The 19,102-nt window shown below is 33.8% G+C and carries 18 protein-coding genes; 9 read left to right on the top strand and 9 right to left on the bottom strand.

The window, feature by feature from the left end; genetic code table 11:
- The first annotated feature begins 384 nt into the window (after nucleotides 1-384).
- Nucleotides 385-519, top strand: a complete 135-nt coding sequence (locus tag A9G34_RS11075) for a histidine kinase dimerization/phospho-acceptor domain-containing protein (protein ID WP_442902660.1) — start codon at nucleotides 385-387, stop codon at nucleotides 517-519.
- A 139-nt stretch (nucleotides 520-658) separates the two neighbouring features.
- The gene (locus A9G34_RS10390; RefSeq protein WP_081295257.1) at nucleotides 659-976 is read left to right on the top strand and encodes an ATP-binding protein; all 318 of its coding nucleotides are present in this window, start codon (nucleotides 659-661) and stop codon (nucleotides 974-976) included.
- Nucleotides 977-1,003: 27 nt separating this feature from the next.
- Here the strand turns inward: A9G34_RS10390 and yrbL are convergent, their stop codons facing one another.
- Nucleotides 1,004-1,624 carry a PhoP regulatory network protein YrbL gene (gene yrbL / locus A9G34_RS03410; RefSeq protein WP_051824971.1) on the bottom strand — a complete coding sequence of 207 codons (621 nt, stop codon included), beginning with the start codon at nucleotides 1,622-1,624 and terminating at the stop codon, nucleotides 1,004-1,006.
- A gap of 278 nt (nucleotides 1,625-1,902) precedes the next feature.
- Between yrbL and rplM the strand changes: the two genes are divergently transcribed.
- The 6 genes from rplM to glnE all read left to right on the top strand — a co-directional run bounded on the left by rplM (nucleotide 1,903) and on the right by glnE (nucleotide 8,813).
- Nucleotides 1,903-2,331, top strand: coding sequence for a 50S ribosomal protein L13 (gene rplM, locus A9G34_RS03405; RefSeq protein WP_034943228.1), 429 nt, complete (start codon nucleotides 1,903-1,905; stop codon nucleotides 2,329-2,331).
- Between the two features lie 11 nt (nucleotides 2,332-2,342).
- Nucleotides 2,343-2,735, top strand: a complete 393-nt coding sequence (gene rpsI, locus A9G34_RS03400) for a 30S ribosomal protein S9 (RefSeq protein ID WP_034943226.1) — start codon at nucleotides 2,343-2,345, stop codon at nucleotides 2,733-2,735.
- Nucleotides 2,736-3,028: 293 nt separating this feature from the next.
- Nucleotides 3,029-3,661, top strand: coding sequence for a glutathione S-transferase N-terminal domain-containing protein (locus A9G34_RS03395; protein WP_034943224.1), 633 nt, complete (start codon nucleotides 3,029-3,031; stop codon nucleotides 3,659-3,661).
- Between the two features lie 50 nt (nucleotides 3,662-3,711).
- On the top strand, nucleotides 3,712-4,119 hold the full coding sequence (locus tag A9G34_RS03390) for a ClpXP protease specificity-enhancing factor (protein ID WP_051824969.1): 408 nt from the start codon (nucleotides 3,712-3,714) through the stop codon (nucleotides 4,117-4,119).
- Between the two features lie 91 nt (nucleotides 4,120-4,210).
- Entirely contained in the window at nucleotides 4,211-5,173 is a 963-nt protein-coding gene (locus A9G34_RS03385) for a CYTH domain-containing protein (RefSeq protein WP_065568871.1), read from the top strand.
- Nucleotides 5,174-5,969: 796 nt separating this feature from the next.
- Complete coding sequence (gene glnE / locus A9G34_RS03375) at nucleotides 5,970-8,813, top strand: bifunctional [glutamate--ammonia ligase]-adenylyl-L-tyrosine phosphorylase/[glutamate--ammonia-ligase] adenylyltransferase (RefSeq protein ID WP_065568870.1); 2,844 nt, start codon at nucleotides 5,970-5,972, stop codon at nucleotides 8,811-8,813.
- 53 nt (nucleotides 8,814-8,866) lie between these two features.
- On the opposite strand, the gene ttcA is transcribed toward glnE, so the two are convergent.
- Entirely contained in the window at nucleotides 8,867-9,763 is an 897-nt protein-coding gene (ttcA, locus tag A9G34_RS03370; protein ID WP_065568869.1) for a tRNA 2-thiocytidine(32) synthetase TtcA, read from the bottom strand.
- 14 nt (nucleotides 9,764-9,777) lie between these two features.
- Entirely contained in the window at nucleotides 9,778-10,350 is a 573-nt protein-coding gene (gene yeiP / locus A9G34_RS03365; RefSeq protein ID WP_034943216.1) for an elongation factor P-like protein YeiP, read from the bottom strand.
- A 596-nt stretch (nucleotides 10,351-10,946) separates the two neighbouring features.
- On the opposite strand from yeiP, the gene A9G34_RS03360 reads away from it, so the two are divergent.
- Nucleotides 10,947-12,389: an amino acid permease gene (locus A9G34_RS03360; protein ID WP_051824964.1), complete on the top strand. Its 1,443-nt coding sequence runs from the start codon at nucleotides 10,947-10,949 to the stop codon at nucleotides 12,387-12,389.
- Nucleotides 12,390-12,511: 122 nt separating this feature from the next.
- Here the strand turns inward: A9G34_RS03360 and infA are convergent, their stop codons facing one another.
- The 6 genes from infA to bamD form a co-directional block, all read right to left on the bottom strand.
- A complete protein-coding gene (gene infA, locus A9G34_RS03355; RefSeq protein ID WP_024495300.1) occupies nucleotides 12,512-12,730 on the bottom strand; it encodes a translation initiation factor IF-1 in 219 nt (72 codons plus the stop codon).
- Nucleotides 12,731-12,957: 227 nt separating this feature from the next.
- Nucleotides 12,958-13,614, bottom strand: coding sequence for a nicotinate-nucleotide adenylyltransferase (gene nadD / locus A9G34_RS03350; RefSeq protein ID WP_034943212.1), 657 nt, complete (start codon nucleotides 13,612-13,614; stop codon nucleotides 12,958-12,960).
- A complete protein-coding gene (gene holA / locus A9G34_RS03345; RefSeq protein WP_034943210.1) occupies nucleotides 13,608-14,612 on the bottom strand; it encodes a DNA polymerase III subunit delta in 1,005 nt (334 codons plus the stop codon). Before holA ends, nadD begins: the two co-directional genes overlap by 7 nt.
- 8 nt (nucleotides 14,613-14,620) lie before the next feature.
- Nucleotides 14,621-15,106, bottom strand: coding sequence for an LPS assembly lipoprotein LptE (lptE, locus tag A9G34_RS03340; protein WP_051824962.1), 486 nt, complete (start codon nucleotides 15,104-15,106; stop codon nucleotides 14,621-14,623).
- Nucleotides 15,107-15,141: 35 nt separating this feature from the next.
- The gene (gene leuS, locus A9G34_RS03335; RefSeq protein WP_065568868.1) at nucleotides 15,142-17,724 is read right to left on the bottom strand and encodes a leucine--tRNA ligase; all 2,583 of its coding nucleotides are present in this window, start codon (nucleotides 17,722-17,724) and stop codon (nucleotides 15,142-15,144) included.
- Between the two features lie 534 nt (nucleotides 17,725-18,258).
- Nucleotides 18,259-19,056, bottom strand: coding sequence for an outer membrane protein assembly factor BamD (gene bamD, locus A9G34_RS03330; RefSeq protein WP_065568867.1), 798 nt, complete (start codon nucleotides 19,054-19,056; stop codon nucleotides 18,259-18,261).
- Nucleotides 19,057-19,102: the final 46 nt, after the last annotated feature.

The following is a 19,102-nucleotide window of genomic DNA, read 5'->3' as shown; positions in this document are numbered from 1 at the left end:
TTGGAACCTTTTTTCACTTTAGGAACGATTAAGTTAATTTACCAAATTATACTATTTTTTGGTTATGGCACGAAATTAAAGAACAAATCGAGTATTGGTTAATTTAATATTAAGACAAAATAAAATTGATGAAGTCGTTGAACATGAAGAATTAGAAGCTATTTTTGCTTTATTTTGTTCCATCTTTACAATGATACTTGTCATACTATTTTTATCTTATAAAGCGATTAAATGGACAACTAAATCACTAAATGTGCTGGAAAAAGATCTTAATTAACGCACAGAGAAAAATCTCAACCCTATTGAGCCAATCAGTAACATGTGTGAAATTAAATCGATTACCACTGTTTTAAATAATCTTTTTGTTCATTTGGGTAATTCTTTATCACAAGCGCGTTTTTTACAGAAAATGTTGCTCATGAAATGAGAACGTCACTTGTTGGTATTAGTTTACATTTAGAGTTATTAGAAAATAAACATAATATTGATTGTAAGGAACTCATTGAGTGTATTGATTAGTTGAACAGCTACTAATGTTTGCTAGAGCAATCAGAAATTTACAATAGGTAAATATCAACTCATTAATTTTCATAATGATATTATAGTTCCATTAATGAATGAATTAACGTTACGAAAAGGACCGTATGTCCAATTGTAAGTGAATAATCATCATATTTTTAATGGTGATGCTACATTATTTAAATTATTAGTTCACAACTTAGTAGAAAATAGTTGTTGCTACCGCTCTGAAAATACCAAAATTTTTGTAAATTGCTATAACGATAAAAAAGTTATCATTATATCAGTTGAAGATGAAGCAACAGTCATTGATGAGTCAAAAAGTGAAAAATTGACACAAGCTTTTTTCCACATGGATCGTAAACATGATGGTGTTGATCTTGGTCTGTGTATTGTTAGCCGTATTGTAAAATTACATCATGGATGTATTTACCTTAAAAAAATCGACAAGATATAGCTCAAGAGACGATTGCACAATTATGGACTACCTATTCACTCGAGCAACTAAACTATTAAGTTCTGGATTATACCAATTTTCATGAAGAATCAGTTTTAAAAATTGTTGCCATTTTCGCTCAATTTTTGCGGTTGCAAAAAAAGAAATATAATTAGAAACAGGTATAAATGTGGAGTTACCAATATTATCAATAATAATCAAACGATTTTGATTCGGGGAAACACGTTGAAATAAGATATTTTTACTTTTTATTGTCATTGTAATGATACGGTTTTGAAGTAATTCTGATTTTAATTCCCGTAAAGATGCTACAAGTTCATCATAATGTTGTTTAGTTAATTGTTCATCGGCAAAAAACTTATCTAAAGAAGTTGAGATTTTTCCATCATAATCTCGAATAAGTTCAAAGAGTTGTCCTTCACCTAAGCTGGTTTGAACAGGGCCATAATATTTTGCGAGAGTATTCCAAGAAATATTCCTTTTTATTAAATGTTTATAGTAGGCAATTTCACGATTTGTTTCTTGTTCTGCACCCTCATTATAATTAATTTTAATACATTTATTCGGATCATCTGGATGATGATAACATTTTCGGTGCAACCCTTTGCTAATGTAATCTTTATCAGTTAGTTGAATTATATTTTTCATTTAATTTAGTATTAAGATAGTTAGTAAATGTTGGTCTGAAGTTTATCAGCAAGTTTTTTTTCTTGCCACATTTTTTATTTTAAGTTCTAGCACTTTTATTATATTACTGTATAATAACTCAACCCACGTTACAACAGCATTTTTCCCAACGCTGTTTTCGGTTGTCAAAGTTAATATAACAGCTCGAAGGGGTTAGTTAATTAAAAATTGCAATCAAAAAGTGTAAATAAATCAAGTGATTTATTGACGTGAGATTAATTAAAATTGGATAATTACGAATGAGTACTTTTTCAGCTAAACCAGAAACAGTTAAACGCGACTGGTATGTTGTTGATGCAGCAGGTAAAACGTTGGGTCGTTTAGCCTCTGAAATCGCAAACCGTTTGCGTGGTAAACACAAAGCAGAATACACACCACATGTTGATACAGGTGACTACATTATTGTTATTAATGCAGAAAAAGTTGCTGTAACAGGCAAAAAACGCACTGATAAAATCTATTATCGTCATACTGGCTACATCGGTGGACTTAAAGAAGCGACTTTTAAGGAAATGATTGAACGTCATCCTGAACAAGTTATCGAAATTGCTGTAAAAGGCATGCTACCGAAAGGTCCTCTTGGTCGTGCAATGTACCGTAAACTTAAAGTTTATGCTGGTAGTGAGCACAATCATGCGGCACAGCAACCGCAAATATTAGATATTTAAGGGGATAAAAGATGGCTGATAATCAATATTACGGTACAGGTCGCCGCAAAAGTTCCGCAGCTCGTGTGTTTATTAAACCAGGTAGCGGGAACATCGTTATTAATAAACGTTCATTAGAGCAATACTTCGGTCGTGATACAGCTCGTATGGTTGTTATGCAACCGTTAGAGTTAGTTGAGATGACCGGCAAACTTGACCTTTATATTACTGTTAAAGGTGGTGGTATTTCAGGTCAAGCAGGTGCGATTCGTCACGGTATTACTCGTGCGTTAATGGAGTATGACGAGACTTTACGTTCTACTTTACGTCAAGCGGGCTTTGTAACTCGTGATGCACGTCAGGTTGAACGTAAAAAAGTGGGGTTACGGAAAGCACGTCGCCGTCCACAATTCAGCAAACGTTAATTGTAAATTACAAAAGAAGTTACAATTTCTTCAAAAACCCAGTATTTTCTGGGTTTTTTGGTATTTAAAATAAATATAATTAATTGAAATAATTATATCTTCATGTTTTGATCATTTAAATGACATGATATTTAAATAAAATATAAGGCTTTTGTTAAATATTTTGTCAGAAAGAATGTGAATTCTATAAAGTTAGTAAGAAAAATTATTTTTTTTAACAAATTTGTTATCCAATTTGCTAGAATAGTAATCCTGTACACTCATTTTTATAATTTTGCATATTTGGAGTTAACATGGTTGTTGCTGTTAATAAACGTTCTGTAATGACATTATTTTGTGATACAACAGATATTTACGGCCATCAGATTCGTTTTGTGTTGGCAGAAAAAGGTGTAACTGCTGAGATTGAGTTTGTAAAAGCAGGTAACTTACCTCAAGAATTATTGGATCTCAATCCATATGCTACTATTCCAACATTAATTGATCGGGATCTGACGTTATACGAATCACATATCGCGTTAGAGTACCTTGATGAGCGGTTTCCTCATCCTCCGTTAATGCCAGTTTATCCGATTGTACGTGCAAATTCTCGGCTAACAATGTATCGAATGAAGCGAGAATGGTATCGAGCTTATCAAACGATTCTTGCCGATCCTGATAGTGATGTAGCTAAAATTGCACGTAAAAACCTTCTAGATGATCTTGTCGCTATTTCAGTGATATTTAAAGAAAAAGATTACTTTATGAGTGATGATTTCACATTATGCGATTGTTACTTTGCTCCTTTACTTTGGCGTCTGCCGTTACTGGAAATAGAACTTCCAAAAGTTGCTGAAAAAAATTATTTAAGTTATATGGCACGTATTTTTGAACGTCCAGCTTTTATTAATTCATTAACAGAAGATGAAAAAAAGATAAGGCTATAACATTATACATTTATCTACTTTACTTATTAATTAAAAGGTGCTTCTTATATATGGATCCTAACCAAATGTCTGCCCGTCGCCCTTATTTATTTAGAGCTTTTTATGATTGGATATTAGATAATGAATTAACACCATATATTGTTGTAGATACAAAAGTATATGGTGTGGTTGTTCCACAAGAGTTTGTTAAAAACAATCAAATTGTACTGAATATTGCACCACATTCAGTTGGCCAATATTCAGTAACAAATGAAAAAATTGAATTCAATGCTCGCTTTTCTGGTGTGTCTCAGCATATTGTGGTGCCAATAGCTGCAATCAAAGCAATTTATGCTCGTGAAAATGGTGTCGGTATGGGATTTGAAGATGAGCCTCAATATCAGGTACGGCGTGAATCTTTATCTCAACAACCTGAAAAATCTAAACCAAAACCTAATCCATTTCGAGTTGTAAAATAATTTGTAATATTGTTAGTTAATGGTTATTCGTTGTAATGTATAAAAGAAAGTCATCGTTGATTATATTAAAAAATAACGAAAAAATAGATGAATGAGTAACGAAATCGAATTAAAGTTTGAAATCAATACTAGCGACATTGTTAGTTTAAAATATTATTTAGATCAATGGATCGATTGTGACGAAGCTGAATTTTCGGCAATATCACCAACATTATCATCGGCCAAACATAGTTTTACTAAACTAAATCTGATCAATACCTATTACGATACTAGTGATTATTACTTGCGTAATCACGGTTGTGGGTTGCGTGTAAGAAAGTGTGATGATGGTTTAATAAAATTTTTTGAGATCACATTAAAACGGGATAAAAAATCGACTCCGGGGTTGCATGAGCGTGCTGAATTTAATGTCGATTTGCCTGACTCTGTTCCTGATTTAACCGCATTACCTTGTCATGCATTACCAAATGACTGTGATGTTGCTCAGCTACAACGGAATTTACAGCCTCTATTTACCACCAATTTTGAACGGCAGGCGTGGTTAATTTCGTTTGCAAGTAGTGAAATTGAAGTTGCGTTAGATCAAGGGCAAATTAGTTCAAATAATCAATCTATCCCCATTAAGGAAGTTGAACTTGAAATCAAGCAAGGCAACAAATATGATTTATTTAATTTTGCTATTGAGCTAAGTCGATTTAATTTGCATCTATTTTCACAAAGTAAAGCTTTTAGAGGTTATCGATTACTGAACAATCTAGCACCTAAAAAGTGTGCTTATACGCTTTTAAGCCAATGTGATTTACCTAAATTACTTGAGTTTTGGCAACAAAACGAAGAATATGCGTTAGAAATGGATGATTTATCATACTACAAACAAACTTTAAATCAAGTAAACGATCAGTTAACCAATAAACTGCTTTTTAAAGATCCAGAGTTTGCTCAATGGCAAGCGGCATTGTTAATTATTAATTCTGTAAAAGAATTTGCTTTTAGTGAGATAAATACGAAGTTAAAACTAATGTTACTTGTTGAAATGAATAAAAATAACATATAAATATAAGGATATAGAGATGAAAAAGTCATTTTTTAGACTATCTTCATTGCTAGTTTTATCTTATTGGATATTGATGAATATTTTTTATATCGTCAGATACGACAACCTATCAGATTAGCAGAAAACTTATTAAGCGAATATTACCTATTTTCTTTTTACAGTTACCTACTTCACTTTTGCTATTTATTACTTCCCCAATGATATTGAACAAATATGCTATTAACGAAATCAATTCAAAAAATATCGTCAATAGTTTATTTATTGCCATATTAATCATATTAGGCGATATTGTTGGTTGATTGCATTGTTAAATCAGTATTGATGAGTGGATATAGCCTGGACGACAATGCATTAACTCAAAAAAGAGCCTACAAATACATTTAGGTTTATTTATAGTACTAATTGCTCTTTCTTGTTGCTAATTTGCTTGGTTATTTTTTGTTAAAAGGATGTTTTACTGGTGTAACGGAGACCTTAGCCTTAAGAAGGATCATCTTTAATTCAATGGGTATTTTTATATTAAATTGTTTATTATTGATCGCATTAGTAATATTTAGTGTTTCATTATCACATTATTTAGAATATTGGTGCAAAATAAGTGAGTTAGAAATAATAATTATTTGGTTTATGATGGCAGTAATTTTATTTATTTCAAGATGCGTATTGGTGAGAATAGTGGTTAAACGAATATTTGGTAAAATGGATAAAAATCATCAAAATATTTAAGTTTAAATGTAATTATTTATCAGCAATCACTGATTTTTGTTATTGTAAATCAATTTTAAGAGAGTAGCCTATGTCAGAATTTAACTCGTCATTTTCTTCTTTGTTGGAACAACAAAAGCAAAAAGTCACCCATCAACTTAATCAATACAACTTAACTCAAGTGCAAGCTCACCTTGATATTTTGGTGCAAAGTGACTTTTTAGTAGATGCGTTTTGTCGGTTCCCTAGTTGGTTTGCTGACATAGTAAAAAAACCACCGCAAGCCGATGAAAGGAAATTTTATCAATCTTGGCTAGATGAACAATTGGCAAATGTGACCGATGAAGCTATTTTTATGAAAAATCTTAGGCTATTTCGGCATTTTATGTTAGTGCGCCTTGCATGGTCACAATTAGCTAAAATAAGTCATGATGAGCAGCTTTTATTGCAACTGACCGAACTAGCCGAGGTGATTATTGTTACTGCTCGCAATTGGCTTTATGAGCTTAGTTGCAAAGAGTGGGGAACACCTTGTAATGCTCAAGGTCAGGCGCAGCCACTACTGATTTTAGGTATGGGTAAATTGGGCGGTGGGGAGCTGAACTTTTCGTCCGATATTGATTTGATTTTTACTTATCCAGAGCATGGGCAAACAAAAGATGGTCGGCGAGAATTAGATAATGCTGTCTTTTTTACCCGATTAGGCCAACGCTTAATTAAAGCACTAGATCAAATTACCGAAGATGGTTTTGTGTATCGTGTGGATATGCGTTTACGCCCGCTTGGTGATGGGGGACCTTTAGTCCTGAGCTTTTCTTCTATGGAAGATTATTATCAAGAGCAAGGTCGAGATTGGGAACGTTATGCTATGGTTAAAGCCAAAGTTCTTGGTGATCAACACGCCCCTTATGTAGGCGAACTGTATCAAATGTTGAAGCCTTTTGTCTATCGTCGTTATATTGATTTTAGTGTTTTACAATCATTGCGTAATATGAAAAGCATGATTGAACGTGAAGTGCGTCGTCGTGGTTTAAAAAATAACATCAAGCTTGGCGCTGGTGGGATTCGTGAAATAGAGTTTATTGTACAAGTTTTTCAGCTTATTCGTGGTGGGCGAGTAGTGGGATTGCAAACTCGTTCGTTATTAAATGCACTTAATGTGATTGAACAAGAATCTCTACTTGCATCGAATGAAGTATCGCTATTACGAGAAAATTACCTGTTTTTACGTCGTTGTGAAAATCTTCTACAAGCTATTGCCGATGAACAGACCCAAGCCTTGCCAGATAATGTACTGGACCAAGCCCGTTTAGCGACAAGCATGGGGTTTAATCATTGGTATGATTTTGAACAAGAATTATCAGTACGAATGCAATGTAATCGCCAAATTTTTAATGAACTTATTGGCGAAAACGAATCAGAATCTGTTTCGAAAACCAAGTGTTATAATGATCAATTTGACGATCTTTGGGTGCCAGATCTTCAAATAAGTGATGTTAGCTCAGTGCTACCCAATTATTCAGAAACACAAATCGCACAGATCCATCAAATGCTAATACAATTTCGTGATGATATTGGTAAACGTACAATTGGTGTACGGGGGCGTGAAATACTCGATCAATTAATGCCACGTTTATTAGAATCTATCTGTAGTGAAAAGCAAGTAACAATAGTGTTATCAAGAATTTTGCCGTTACTTGTTAATATTGTTAGTCGTACTACTTATTTAGAACTGTTACTTGAATATCCAACCGCTTTGAAGCAATTAATTCGCTTATGTAGTGCTTCGTCAATGATTAGCGATCAACTGGCTCATTATCCTATACTGTTAGATGAGCTTATTGATATCAATTCGCTTTATCAGACGATTGCCCCAAATGAATATAAAAGCCAACTTTATCAATATTTACTGCGCATTGCAGTGGATGACGAAGAACAACAACTTGAAGCTTTACGTCAATTTAAGCAGATGCAATTACTGCATATCGCTGCCGCCGATGTTGAGCATGTATTAACTACTATGAAAATTAGCGATCATCTAACTTATGTGGCCGAATCTTTGTTAGATTTTGTCGTACAAATGGCATGGAATCAAATGATTGCTCGTTATGGCAAGCCTGATCATTTGGCTGATAACCATAAAGGTTTAGTTGTGATTGGCTATGGTAAATTAGGCGGTTGGGAATTGGGTTATGGTTCAGATCTTGATCTGGTTTTTTTACATGATTGTCCTGTTAATAGCGTCACTGATGGTGACAAGCAGATCGATAGCCGTCAATTTTATTTGCGCCTTGTACAACGTATTATTCATTTATTTAATGTACGCACTAGCTTTGGTATTTTATATGAAGTTGATGTAAGACTTCGTCCTCAAGGCGATGCAGGGCTTCTTGCTTGTAGTTTAGATTCGTTCGAAGATTACCAAATAAATGAAGCTTGGACATGGGAACATCAAGCTTTAGTACGAGCCAGAGCCGTATATGGTGAAGCCGAATTAATCGATCGTTTTAATCAAATTCGTCATAATGTACTTTGTAAAAAGCGTGATGAAGTTGTATTAAAAAAAGAAGTACGTGAAATGCGTGAAAAAATGCGATCACACCTCGGTAGCACTCAAGATAATTTATTTAACTTAAAAATTGATAAGGGTGGAATTGGTGATATTGAATTTTTATCACAATATTTGGTACTTAATTATGCTTACCAGCATCCCCAAATGACTCAATGGAGCGATAATGTTCGTATCTTAGAACTCGCAACAAAATATCACATTATCGATAGCCACGAAGCACAGCAACTAACGCAAGCTTATATTGATATGCGTAATAAAATCCATCAACTTGCGTTGCAATTATTACCAAGTACGGTGGATAGCGCGCAGTTTAAGCAAGAAACAGAAATAGTCAATCAAAGTTGGCAAAAGTGGCTGAAATAATAGTATTAAAAACGCCGACTAGAACGGCGTTTTTAATATTTTAACTAGCTTAATTATTTAACTTCTTTCCATAAAATCAAATCTTGATCTTCAAGATCTGAACTATCAAAGCCTATAATCGGTTTGATATCTTCGCGGTCAAAAGCAATATCGCCACCATTAACGGCAAGATCACCTTTTTTAATTCCTTTGAAATCAAACAAATTGGTATCACACAGATGAGATAGGGTGATATTTTGTGTTGCACGAAACATGGTCTCAATACGCCCTGGGTATTTTTTATCCCATTCATTTAGCATCTCTTTAATCACTTGTCTTTGCAGATTTGGTTGTGAACCACAAAGATTACAAGGAATAATCGGAAACTGTTTAATTTCAGCGTATTTGGCGATATCTTTTTCTTTGCAATAAGCTAGTGGTCGGATAATGATATGTTCACCTGAATCATTCATTAGCTTTGGCGGCATTGCTTTGAGTTTGCCACCATAAAACATATTTAAAAATAGTGTTTCTAAAATATCATCTCGATGATGGCCAAGGGCAATTTTTGTTGCACCAAGTTCGGTCGCTGTGCGATATAAAATGCCACGGCGTAGTCGTGAACAAAGCGAGCAAGTTGTTTTTCCTTCCGGGATTTTATCCTTGACAATACCGTAGGTGTTTTCTTGCACGATTTTATATTTAATGCCTAAAGAGTTTAGATATTCAGGCAATACATGTTCAGGAAATCCCGGTTGTTTTTGATCTAAGTTAACTGCTATTAGATCAAAATATACTGGTGCACTGATTTTTAAGTTGATAAGAATATCAAGTAAAGTATAACTATCTTTACCACCTGATAAGCAAACCATAATACGATCGCCTTCTTCGATCATATTAAAGTCAGAGATTGCCTCGCCAGTTAAGCGACGCAATCGTTTATGTAGTTTATTTTGATTATATGTATTCATCACAATTTTATTGGTTATTCGGCACGGCTCATGTAACGACGTTCAGCAATATGAACTTTGACTTTTTCGTGGTTATCAATATATTCAGGAACCTGAATAACAAGCCCTGTTGATAAGGTTGCAGGCTTGGTTCGTGCACTTGCTGAAGCGCCTTTAATACTTGGAGAGGTTTCGATAATATCAAGTTCAACAGTCTGTGGCAATTCCAAGGCAAGAACTTCACCATCAGCCATTAGCACTTGAATACCATTCATACCACCTTCAGGGATAAACAATAACTCATCTTCAATTTGTTCTTTTTTGAATATATAAGGAGTAAAATCCTCATTATCCATAAACACATATTCATCACCATCAATATACGAAAAACTAACAGGTCGGCGGGATAGTTCAATTGTTTCAAGGATATCATCACCTTTAAAGCGTTCTTCAACTTTTCCACCATTTTTTACATCGGTAAAACGCATTTTATAAAGTGTACTAGCGCCCCGTGCGCTTGGACTTTGAACGTCGATATCTTTAACGATTAATAATTTGCCATTATATGTGACCGCATCGCCACGTTTTATTTCATTTGCTTTAGCCATAATAGTTTTTTCACAATTAATAAAAATGTAGTTAAAAAAATTAACCTGTTATTTTACCGCTAACTTGCTATTGTCACCATCAAAATTTATCAAAGATTCTTAAAATAGATGAAAGCCATGACCGATTTATTTAAATGTAGAAAAAATTGCGGTGTATGCTGTATTGTACCTTAAATTTCATCCTACATCTCTGGTAAACTCGTTGGCGAACCTAGTATACATTTTGGCAAAGACTTTAAATGTGCTTTGTTTGTGCAAGCTTCAATACCGATTGTTTGTGGTCTATTAACACTCTGTTTAAAAATGTGCGGAAATAATCGTTCCCAAACCATGGATTATTTAACCCAATTAGAACAGGTAAATAGCGTATAAGTATTGCTTCTATTTAACAAATCAGTTTAATTATTAGAATTATTTATCTCTCACTGTTTTTTTTTTGATAAACTTCACAGCATTTTATTACTTGATAATAAAAAATTATAATCAACAAAATAGGTTTCACTATTATTGATTTGTTGAATAATTAAATATTGATGAAGCATGAATTTAATTCATGTCTTATTAAGTTTACGCTTTTAGTCAAGAAGAATATTGATATGAAGAAAAAATTAAAACGAGATTTAAAAGCACGTCATCTGGCAATGATTGCTATTGGCGGCTCAATCGGTACAGGGTTATTTGTTGCATCAGGTGCGACAGTTGCTCAAGCAGGTCCTGGTGGAGCATTAATTTCATATGCTATCATAGGTCTGATGGTTTATTTTTTAATGACCAGTCTCGGTGAACTGGCTGCTTATTTACCAGTATCAGGGACATTTGCTACTTATGGTGCACGTTATGTTGATGAGGCATTTGGTTTTGCTATTGGTTGGAATTACTGGTACAACTGGGCTATCACTGTAGCTGTTGATTTGGTAGCGGCGCAGCTGGTTATTTCCTATTGGATAGATTCGGGTAATTATAGTTGGCTTTGGAGTTTACTATTTTTAAGTATTATCTTTGGTTTAAATTATATTTCCGTTAAAGGCTTTGGTGAAGCAGAATTTTGGTTTTCATTGATAAAAGTAGTCACCGTGATTATCTTTATTATCATCGGGTTATTGATGATTATTGGCATTTTAAACGGAGCTGAAGGTGCAGGTTGGCATAACTGGAAAATTGGTGAAGCGCCATTTGTAGGTGGATTCTCATCAATGATTGGTGTTGCAATGGTCGTAGGATTCTCATTCCAAGGTACTGAATTAATCGGTATTGCAGCAGGTGAATCAAGAGATCCTGAAAAAAACATCCCTAAAGCCATGAAACAAGTATTTTGGCGTATTTTATTATTTTACATCTTCGCAATTTTGGTAATAAGTTTAATCATTCCTTATACCGATCCCAATTTACTACGTAATGATGAAACAGATATTAGTGTTAGTCCATTTACGTTAGTATTCCAACATGCAGGATTATTATCTGCTGCTACATTAATGAATGCTGTTATCTTAACTTCTGTTTTATCCGCTGGAAACTCAGGACTATATGCTTCAACCAGAATGTTGTATGCATTAGCGAAAGAAGGAAAAGCACCAAAAATCTTTGCAAAATTATCTTTATCAGGTGTTCCACGGATGGCACTAATTGCAACAACTTTTGTTGCTATGCTTTGTTTCTTAACTTCAATGTTTAAAGATCAAGAAGTTTACTTATGGCTACTTAATATGTCCGGTATGACCGGTTTTATTGCTTGGCTTGGGATTGCTATTAGTCATTACCGTTTTAGAAGAGGATATATAATCCAAGGGTATGATGTCAGCAACTTACCTTATTATTCAAGTTGCTTTCCATTTGGACCAATATTTGCATTCGGTCTATGTTTAATTATTACACTAGGACAAAATTACGAAGCATTTTTGCAAGATACCATTGATTGGAATAGTGTGATTGCGACTTATGTGGGTATTCCATTATTTTTGCTAATTTACTTTAGTTATAAGTTCTTGAAAAAGACAAAGTGGGTTAAATATGAACAAATGGACTTTTCTAAAGTAAATTAATTAACATTCATTACTTAGTTTCTCTTTTTCCGTCGACATTTGTCGACGGAGCTTTATTAAAGAAGAGTAAAATAGCCCATTATAAGGTTTAATGATAAAAATCAGTAAGTTTAATAACCTTATTAGCGACTACGGAAGATGATACGTGCTTTAGATAGATCGTAAGGTGTCATTTCAACCGTAACCTTGTCACCAGTCAAAATGCGGATATAGTTTTTTCGCATCTTGCCAGAAATATGTGCAGTAACGACATGACCATTTTCAAGTTCAACGCGAAACATGGTGTTTGGAAGTGTTTCAAGTATAGTACCTTGCATTTCAATGTTATCTTCTTTTGCCATTGGGGCCTCTTAATAATAAAAACAAATTAATATCTACTAATCATTAAATGTAATTTCAACTAAAACTGAGTGAGCGAAATGTTATATATTAAACTTTTCTAATAATCATTTTGGCTTTTTATTACATGGCTGATTGATGTAGAGTTTAAACACAGATTAACTGAACTTAGAAATATAAATACAGCGCCAAAATAATGCCGAAAAAACTTTCAGATGTAAAGCTATTTCTATTTTTTCTTTGCATTATAGAGTCCTTGTTCATGGATATATTGCCAAACTTTTGGTGGTAATAAATTTTTGTAATTTTGTTGAGTGATTATATTTTGTCTAATTTCTGTTGCCGAAACATTTTCAAGCGGGGTATTCGCAAAATAGATATAACCATGTAGTGAATTGTGTAAATCTTTTACATTGGTGGTCTGGTGAGCATCAATCCATTGTTGCAATTTTGCATTATTGGTTTTGTTCTCATAACCAGGACGGCGACAAATTAACAAATGACAATAATCAAGCAACGTTTGCCAATTATGCCAAGTTGGTAATCCTAGTAATGAATCTTGCCCCATAATAAACGCTAACGGTTTTTGGTTACCATTTTTGAATCGCCATGCTTGTAGGGTTTCAACAGTATAAGATGGGCGTATTGATGTTTCAGGTAAGATCTCACTTATATCTAATACAAATAAAGGTAAATCTTCAATAGCTAATGCTAACATTGCTAAACGTTGTTCAGTATCGGCTTCTGGTTGTGGTTTATGAGGAGGAATATGATTAGGTAACAAGCGAATTTGTTTTAAACCAACTTCATTAGCTAATGAAATAGCAGGGCGAAGATGCCCATAATGGATTGGGTCAAAAGTCCCCCCTAATAATGCAGTCAACATTTATCTAATCCCATAAATTGCATCGATAAACTAGACATTGCATTCCATATTTGTATTTGATTATCATATTTTAAACTGATTTCAATTTCGGTTAGTTTGGCTAGCAAATTAAATAAATTTTTAATATCAAAACGGTTTAGATAATTGGCATAAATCGTTCTTTTATGCTGCCAAATTTTATATTCATCAAAAACCTGTTTTAAGGATTTTTGCCGTAATGCTTTTTTTAAATTAATTATCAATATTAGCTCACGTTGAATAATTCGTAACAAAATTAACGGCTCAAAATCATTTATTTTTAATTGTTGTAAAATATGGGTTGTACGTTTAGTCTTAAGCGAAACCATTGCATCTATCAAATGATAAGCTGTAAAAATTGAGGAATCATTAATATTATTTTCAGCCAAATTATAAGTAATAGTTTGGTTCGGATAAAGCAGGTTTAATTGTTCTATGGTTTGTGTTAATGCAAGCAGATTTCCTTCATAATAATAACAAAGCAATTCTATAGCTTCTGACTCAATAGTTATTTGCTTTTGTTGTAGATGGTTTTTAATCCATTGTGGTAGTTGTAAAGTATCGGGCGTTGTGCAATTGACAATTACTAATTTGTTAGATAATGTTTTGTACCAATTGGCATTTTCTTGTAATTTAGTAATTTTATTTAAACAAATTATTAATGCAACATCTGGCGCTAAAACTTCACTTAATGTATTAAGTCTGGTTGTTATACCAGCATTTAATCCTCCCTCACCCACGTCGAGGCAAATAAGAGTTTTTGAAGAAAAAAGACTCATTGCCTGACAGCTATCGTAGATATTAGCCCAATCAGTTTGATTATTAATATTGAAATCAAGTTGCTCATCGAAGCCTAATTTTTTAAAAGCATCCTTTAGTTGCGTTTGAGCATAATACTGTAAATAAGGATCGCTACCTAATAATAAATAATAGGACGATCCTAAGTTACGGCTAATCTGATCAGCACTAATTTTTATCATGACGAATTTTAATTTACAGCATCAACAGCTTTTAATTTACGAATAATCTGTTTAGCTGCTTGTTCATACATTTCATCTTCAATTAAATTTTGCTCTGCTGTTTTAGCTAAAGCGGTAGATGGATTATCAAAGAAAGTACGGAATACGCGAACATTCAGAGGATAAGTTTGCTTTCCAGCAATAACTGCTTGAGCTTGAACAATTAACACTAATTGATATTCAGCCGCTTTTCCATCTTGATAAATTGAAATGGTGTTACGTTCAATATCGTCTCTAATTACTCTTAGAGTTGGTGATTTATTATCATTTACTAATGTAACTTTATTATCACGTAAGATCTCTTTAATATTTCTTGATAATTTACCATAAGGGTCATTACTTGTGAAAGACATCGTTTTGAATCGCTCTGGTATTTCCGTATCATATTGTAAATGAAATCCACAACCAGTTAGTGATATTGTAATTAACATAAGTAAGGCTATATATTTTTTCATAAGTATTACCATCAAATTTTGATTATTCAACAATATCAACCGACAACAAGATTTAACAATTTACCTGGTACATAAATAACTTTACGAATGGCAACATCACTCAAATATTTTTGGATGTTAGGCTCTTGTTTTGCTTGTGACACAACAAAATCTTGATCGGCATCAGCGGGCACAATAAATTTACCACGGACTTTGCCATTGATTTGTACAACAATGAGCTTCTCGTCCTCAATCACTGCTGATTGATCAGCAATAGGCCAAGTTGCATTATCAATCGATTCGTTGTGACCTAGAGCTTGCCACATAACAAAGCAAGCGTGTGGCATCATAGGATAAAGTAATCGAACAATTGCATTTAAAGCTTCACTCATTAGAGCGCGATCTTGCTCAGTTTCTTGAGGTGCTTTTTGTAAGCGATTCATAAATTCCATCACAGCGGCAATAGCAGTATTAAATGTTTGGCGACGACCGATATCATCACTGACTTTAGCAATAGTTTTATGTAGCTCACGGCGTAATGACTTTTGTTCACTACCTAGAGCTGTGACGTCTAGTTTTGCAGCAACACCTTTTTGGGTATGTTCATAAACTAAACGCCATACACGTTTAATAAATCGATTTGCACCTTCAACGCCTGATTCTTGCCATTCTAGTGTCATATCAGCAGGAGACGCAAACATCATAAACAATCGAACGGTATCAGCACCATATTTTTCAACCATTTCTTGCGGATCGATGCCATTATTTTTTGATTTTGACATTTTAGTCATACCAGCATGAACTAGCTCATTGCCATGACTATCAACAGCCTTAGCAATTCGGCCTTTATCATCACGTTCAATAGTGACTTCAGTTGGCGAAACCCAAATGCGTTCATTTGTTGGGCTGGTGTAATAAAATGCATCGGCTAACACCATACCTTGGCATAGTAAACGTTTTGCTGGTTCGTCTGACGATACCAAACCAAAATCACGCATTAATTTATGGAAAAATCTAAAATAAAGTAAATGCATAATGGCATGTTCAATACCACCTACATACTGATCAACAGGTAACCAATAGTTTGCCGCTTTTTCGTCTAACATACCTTTGTCGTAGTTTGGACAAGTGTAACGAGCATAATACCAAGAAGATTCCATAAAGGTATCAAACGTATCAGTTTCACGTAGTGCAGGTTGACCGTTAACGGTTGTCTTAGCCCAGTTAGGATCTGCCTTAATTGGACTTGTAATACCATTCATTTCAACATTTTCAGGTAAAATAACTGGTAATTGTTCTTCTGGTGTTGGTACAGTTGTACCATCTTCAAGCGTCACCATTGGAATTGGTGCACCCCAATAACGCTGACGCGAAACACCCCAATCACGCAAACGGTAATTAACTTTACGTTTACCAATACTTAATGCAATTAACTTATCAGCAACAGCATTAAATGCTTGATCAAAATCAAGGCCATCAAATTCGCCTGAATTAAATAACTTGCCATGCTCAGTATATGCTTTTTCAGAAAGATCAGGTGCATTACCTTCTTGAGTTAAAATAACAGGATTAATTGGTAAGTTATATTTTGAAGCAAATTCGTAATCACGTTCGTCGTGACCAGGCACAGCCATTACTGCACCTGTACCATATTCAATTAACACAAAATTAGCAATCCAAACAGGAACCTTTTGACCTGTTAAAGGATGGATAGCATAAAAGCCTGTAGCAATACCTTTCTTTTCCATGGTTGCCATATCAGCTTCGGCAGTTTTGGTATTTTTACATTCAGCAACAAATTCAGCAATTTTAGGATCGTTTTTTGCAGCTAATTGTGCAAGAGGGTGCTCTGCGGCAACAGAAACAAAACTAACGCCCATTAATGTATCAGGACGAGTTGTATAGACGCGCAACTTATCAGCATAATTTTCAACAGCAAAATCAAATTCAACCCCTTCAGAGCGACCAATCCAGTTACGTTGCATGGCCTTAACTTGTTCAGGCCAACTTTCAAGTGTATCTAAATCATTAAGAAGTTCTTCGGCATATTCAGTGATTTTAATAAACCATTGTGGGATCTCTTTGCGCTCAACAGGCGTACTACAACGCCAACAACAACCTTCAATCACTTGCTCATTAGCTAGTACGGTTTGATCATTTGGGCACCAGTTAACCGCTGATGTTTTTTTATAAACTAAGCCTTTTTCGTATAGCTTAGTAAAAAACCACTGCTCCCATTTATAATATTCAGGATGACAAGTAGTAACCTCACGATCCCAATCATAACCAAATCCTAAAAGTTGTAATTGCTTTTTCATATAAGCAATATTTTCATAGGTCCATTTTGCAGGCGCAGTATTATTTTTAACAGCCGCACCTTCAGCAGGTAACCCAAAGGCATCCCAACCTATTGGTTGAAGTACATTTTTACCATTTAAGCGCTGATAACGTGAAATGGTATCGCCTATGGTGTAGTTACGAACATGACCAAGATGTAAACGCCCAGAAGGGTAAGGCAGCATTGATAAGCAGTAATATTTTTCTTTTGATGAATCTTCAGTAACATGAAAGGTTTTATTTTCTTGCCAGTGTTTTTGTACGGCGGCTTCGATTTCATCAGGGCGATATTGTTCTTGCATGACGAGTTAATGTCCTATCTATTATTGCTAATAAAAATATGTTACTAATTGTATTGGTTATTGACTCGTTTTACAAACGATATATAAATTAAAACATGATTTCTTGCTATGTAAAAAATCAAACAAATCCCATCAATTAAATTCAAAAAATAAATTAATGCGTAATTTTATTGTTAGTTTAAAATAAAACAGCTATTTTAAAAGCAGTTAATTTTGGTTGAATTTAATTATCAACCCATTGTTATATAGGTTAGTAATGGTGTAATTTGGTTATTTTCAGTATTATCAAAAAAGATGAAACTAGCTTTATTGCTTTTTTTGACGGCTTAAAACAATAAATTTTAACCTAGAATTTTACTTTAATGACTATTTAAAAAAATAGAGTGAACCGTTCACACAAAAGGAAAGCAATATAGGCGATAATGTAGAATATTGATATATTTATGAACGACAGGAAAAAATTGCTATTTAATTGAATTAAATAGCAACTAATATATATTAAGTAACATATTTACAAATGATTTAAAAAACAGTTTAACCACCATTAAACACACTGGTAAATTTTGATAAAAATGTTTTTTGCTGTTCTTTAGGCATATTCACAAGGTTCGCCTGAATAAGTTGATCAACTTTTTGAGCTTCATCGCTTAAATTTAATTTATTATATGCATTGTGCATTAACAATAAACCTTGCTTTGTTGAATCAGTATCAGGAAACATTGATAACATTTTTGTAACTCGATTAATGACTGCAACATAAGCACCTCGTTCAGTGTAAAACTGAGCTACTTTTAACTGATAGCGTGAGATTCTATTTTTTAGATAAACTAAACGTTTATACGCATCGGCAGTATAATAACTTGATGGAAAACTTGCTACAAGATACGAAAAGTCTTTAAAAGCAGCTTTGGCAAATTCCGCATCACGATCAGAACGATCCACATTGAACCAGCCTTGAATCGTATTATCATCTTGAGCCATATTAGATAAACCACGAATATAGATAACCCAATCAATATTAGGATGTGTTGGATTTAATTTTAGAAAACGGTCGATTGATGCAATAGCAAGTGGCAAATCCCCCGATTTATAATAAGCGTAGATTAGATCTAATTGTACTTGTTGTGAATATGGACCAAATGGAAAACTTTTATCCAACGCTTCTAGTACTGAAATACTGGTTTTTAAATTACCATTATCAAGTTCATTTTGTGCTTTAGTGTGAAGTTCAACTTCAGATACATTATCAATGTCAGATCTAATCGATGAAGTACAGCCAATTAACATGCCACTTAAAGCAATCGCTAATAAAGAGTGTAAACGTAATTTCATTCAGTTCCCAATCCAAATATAATTAAACATTAAAAACTATGATTGA

Origin of the sequence: Gilliamella sp. Choc4-2 (assembly GCF_001690355.1) — a bacterium.
GTDB lineage: Bacteria > Pseudomonadota > Gammaproteobacteria > Enterobacterales > Orbaceae > Gilliamella > Gilliamella apicola_A.
The sequence above is the reverse complement of the archived record's forward strand: the minus strand, read 5'-3'. Positions and strand labels throughout refer to the sequence as shown.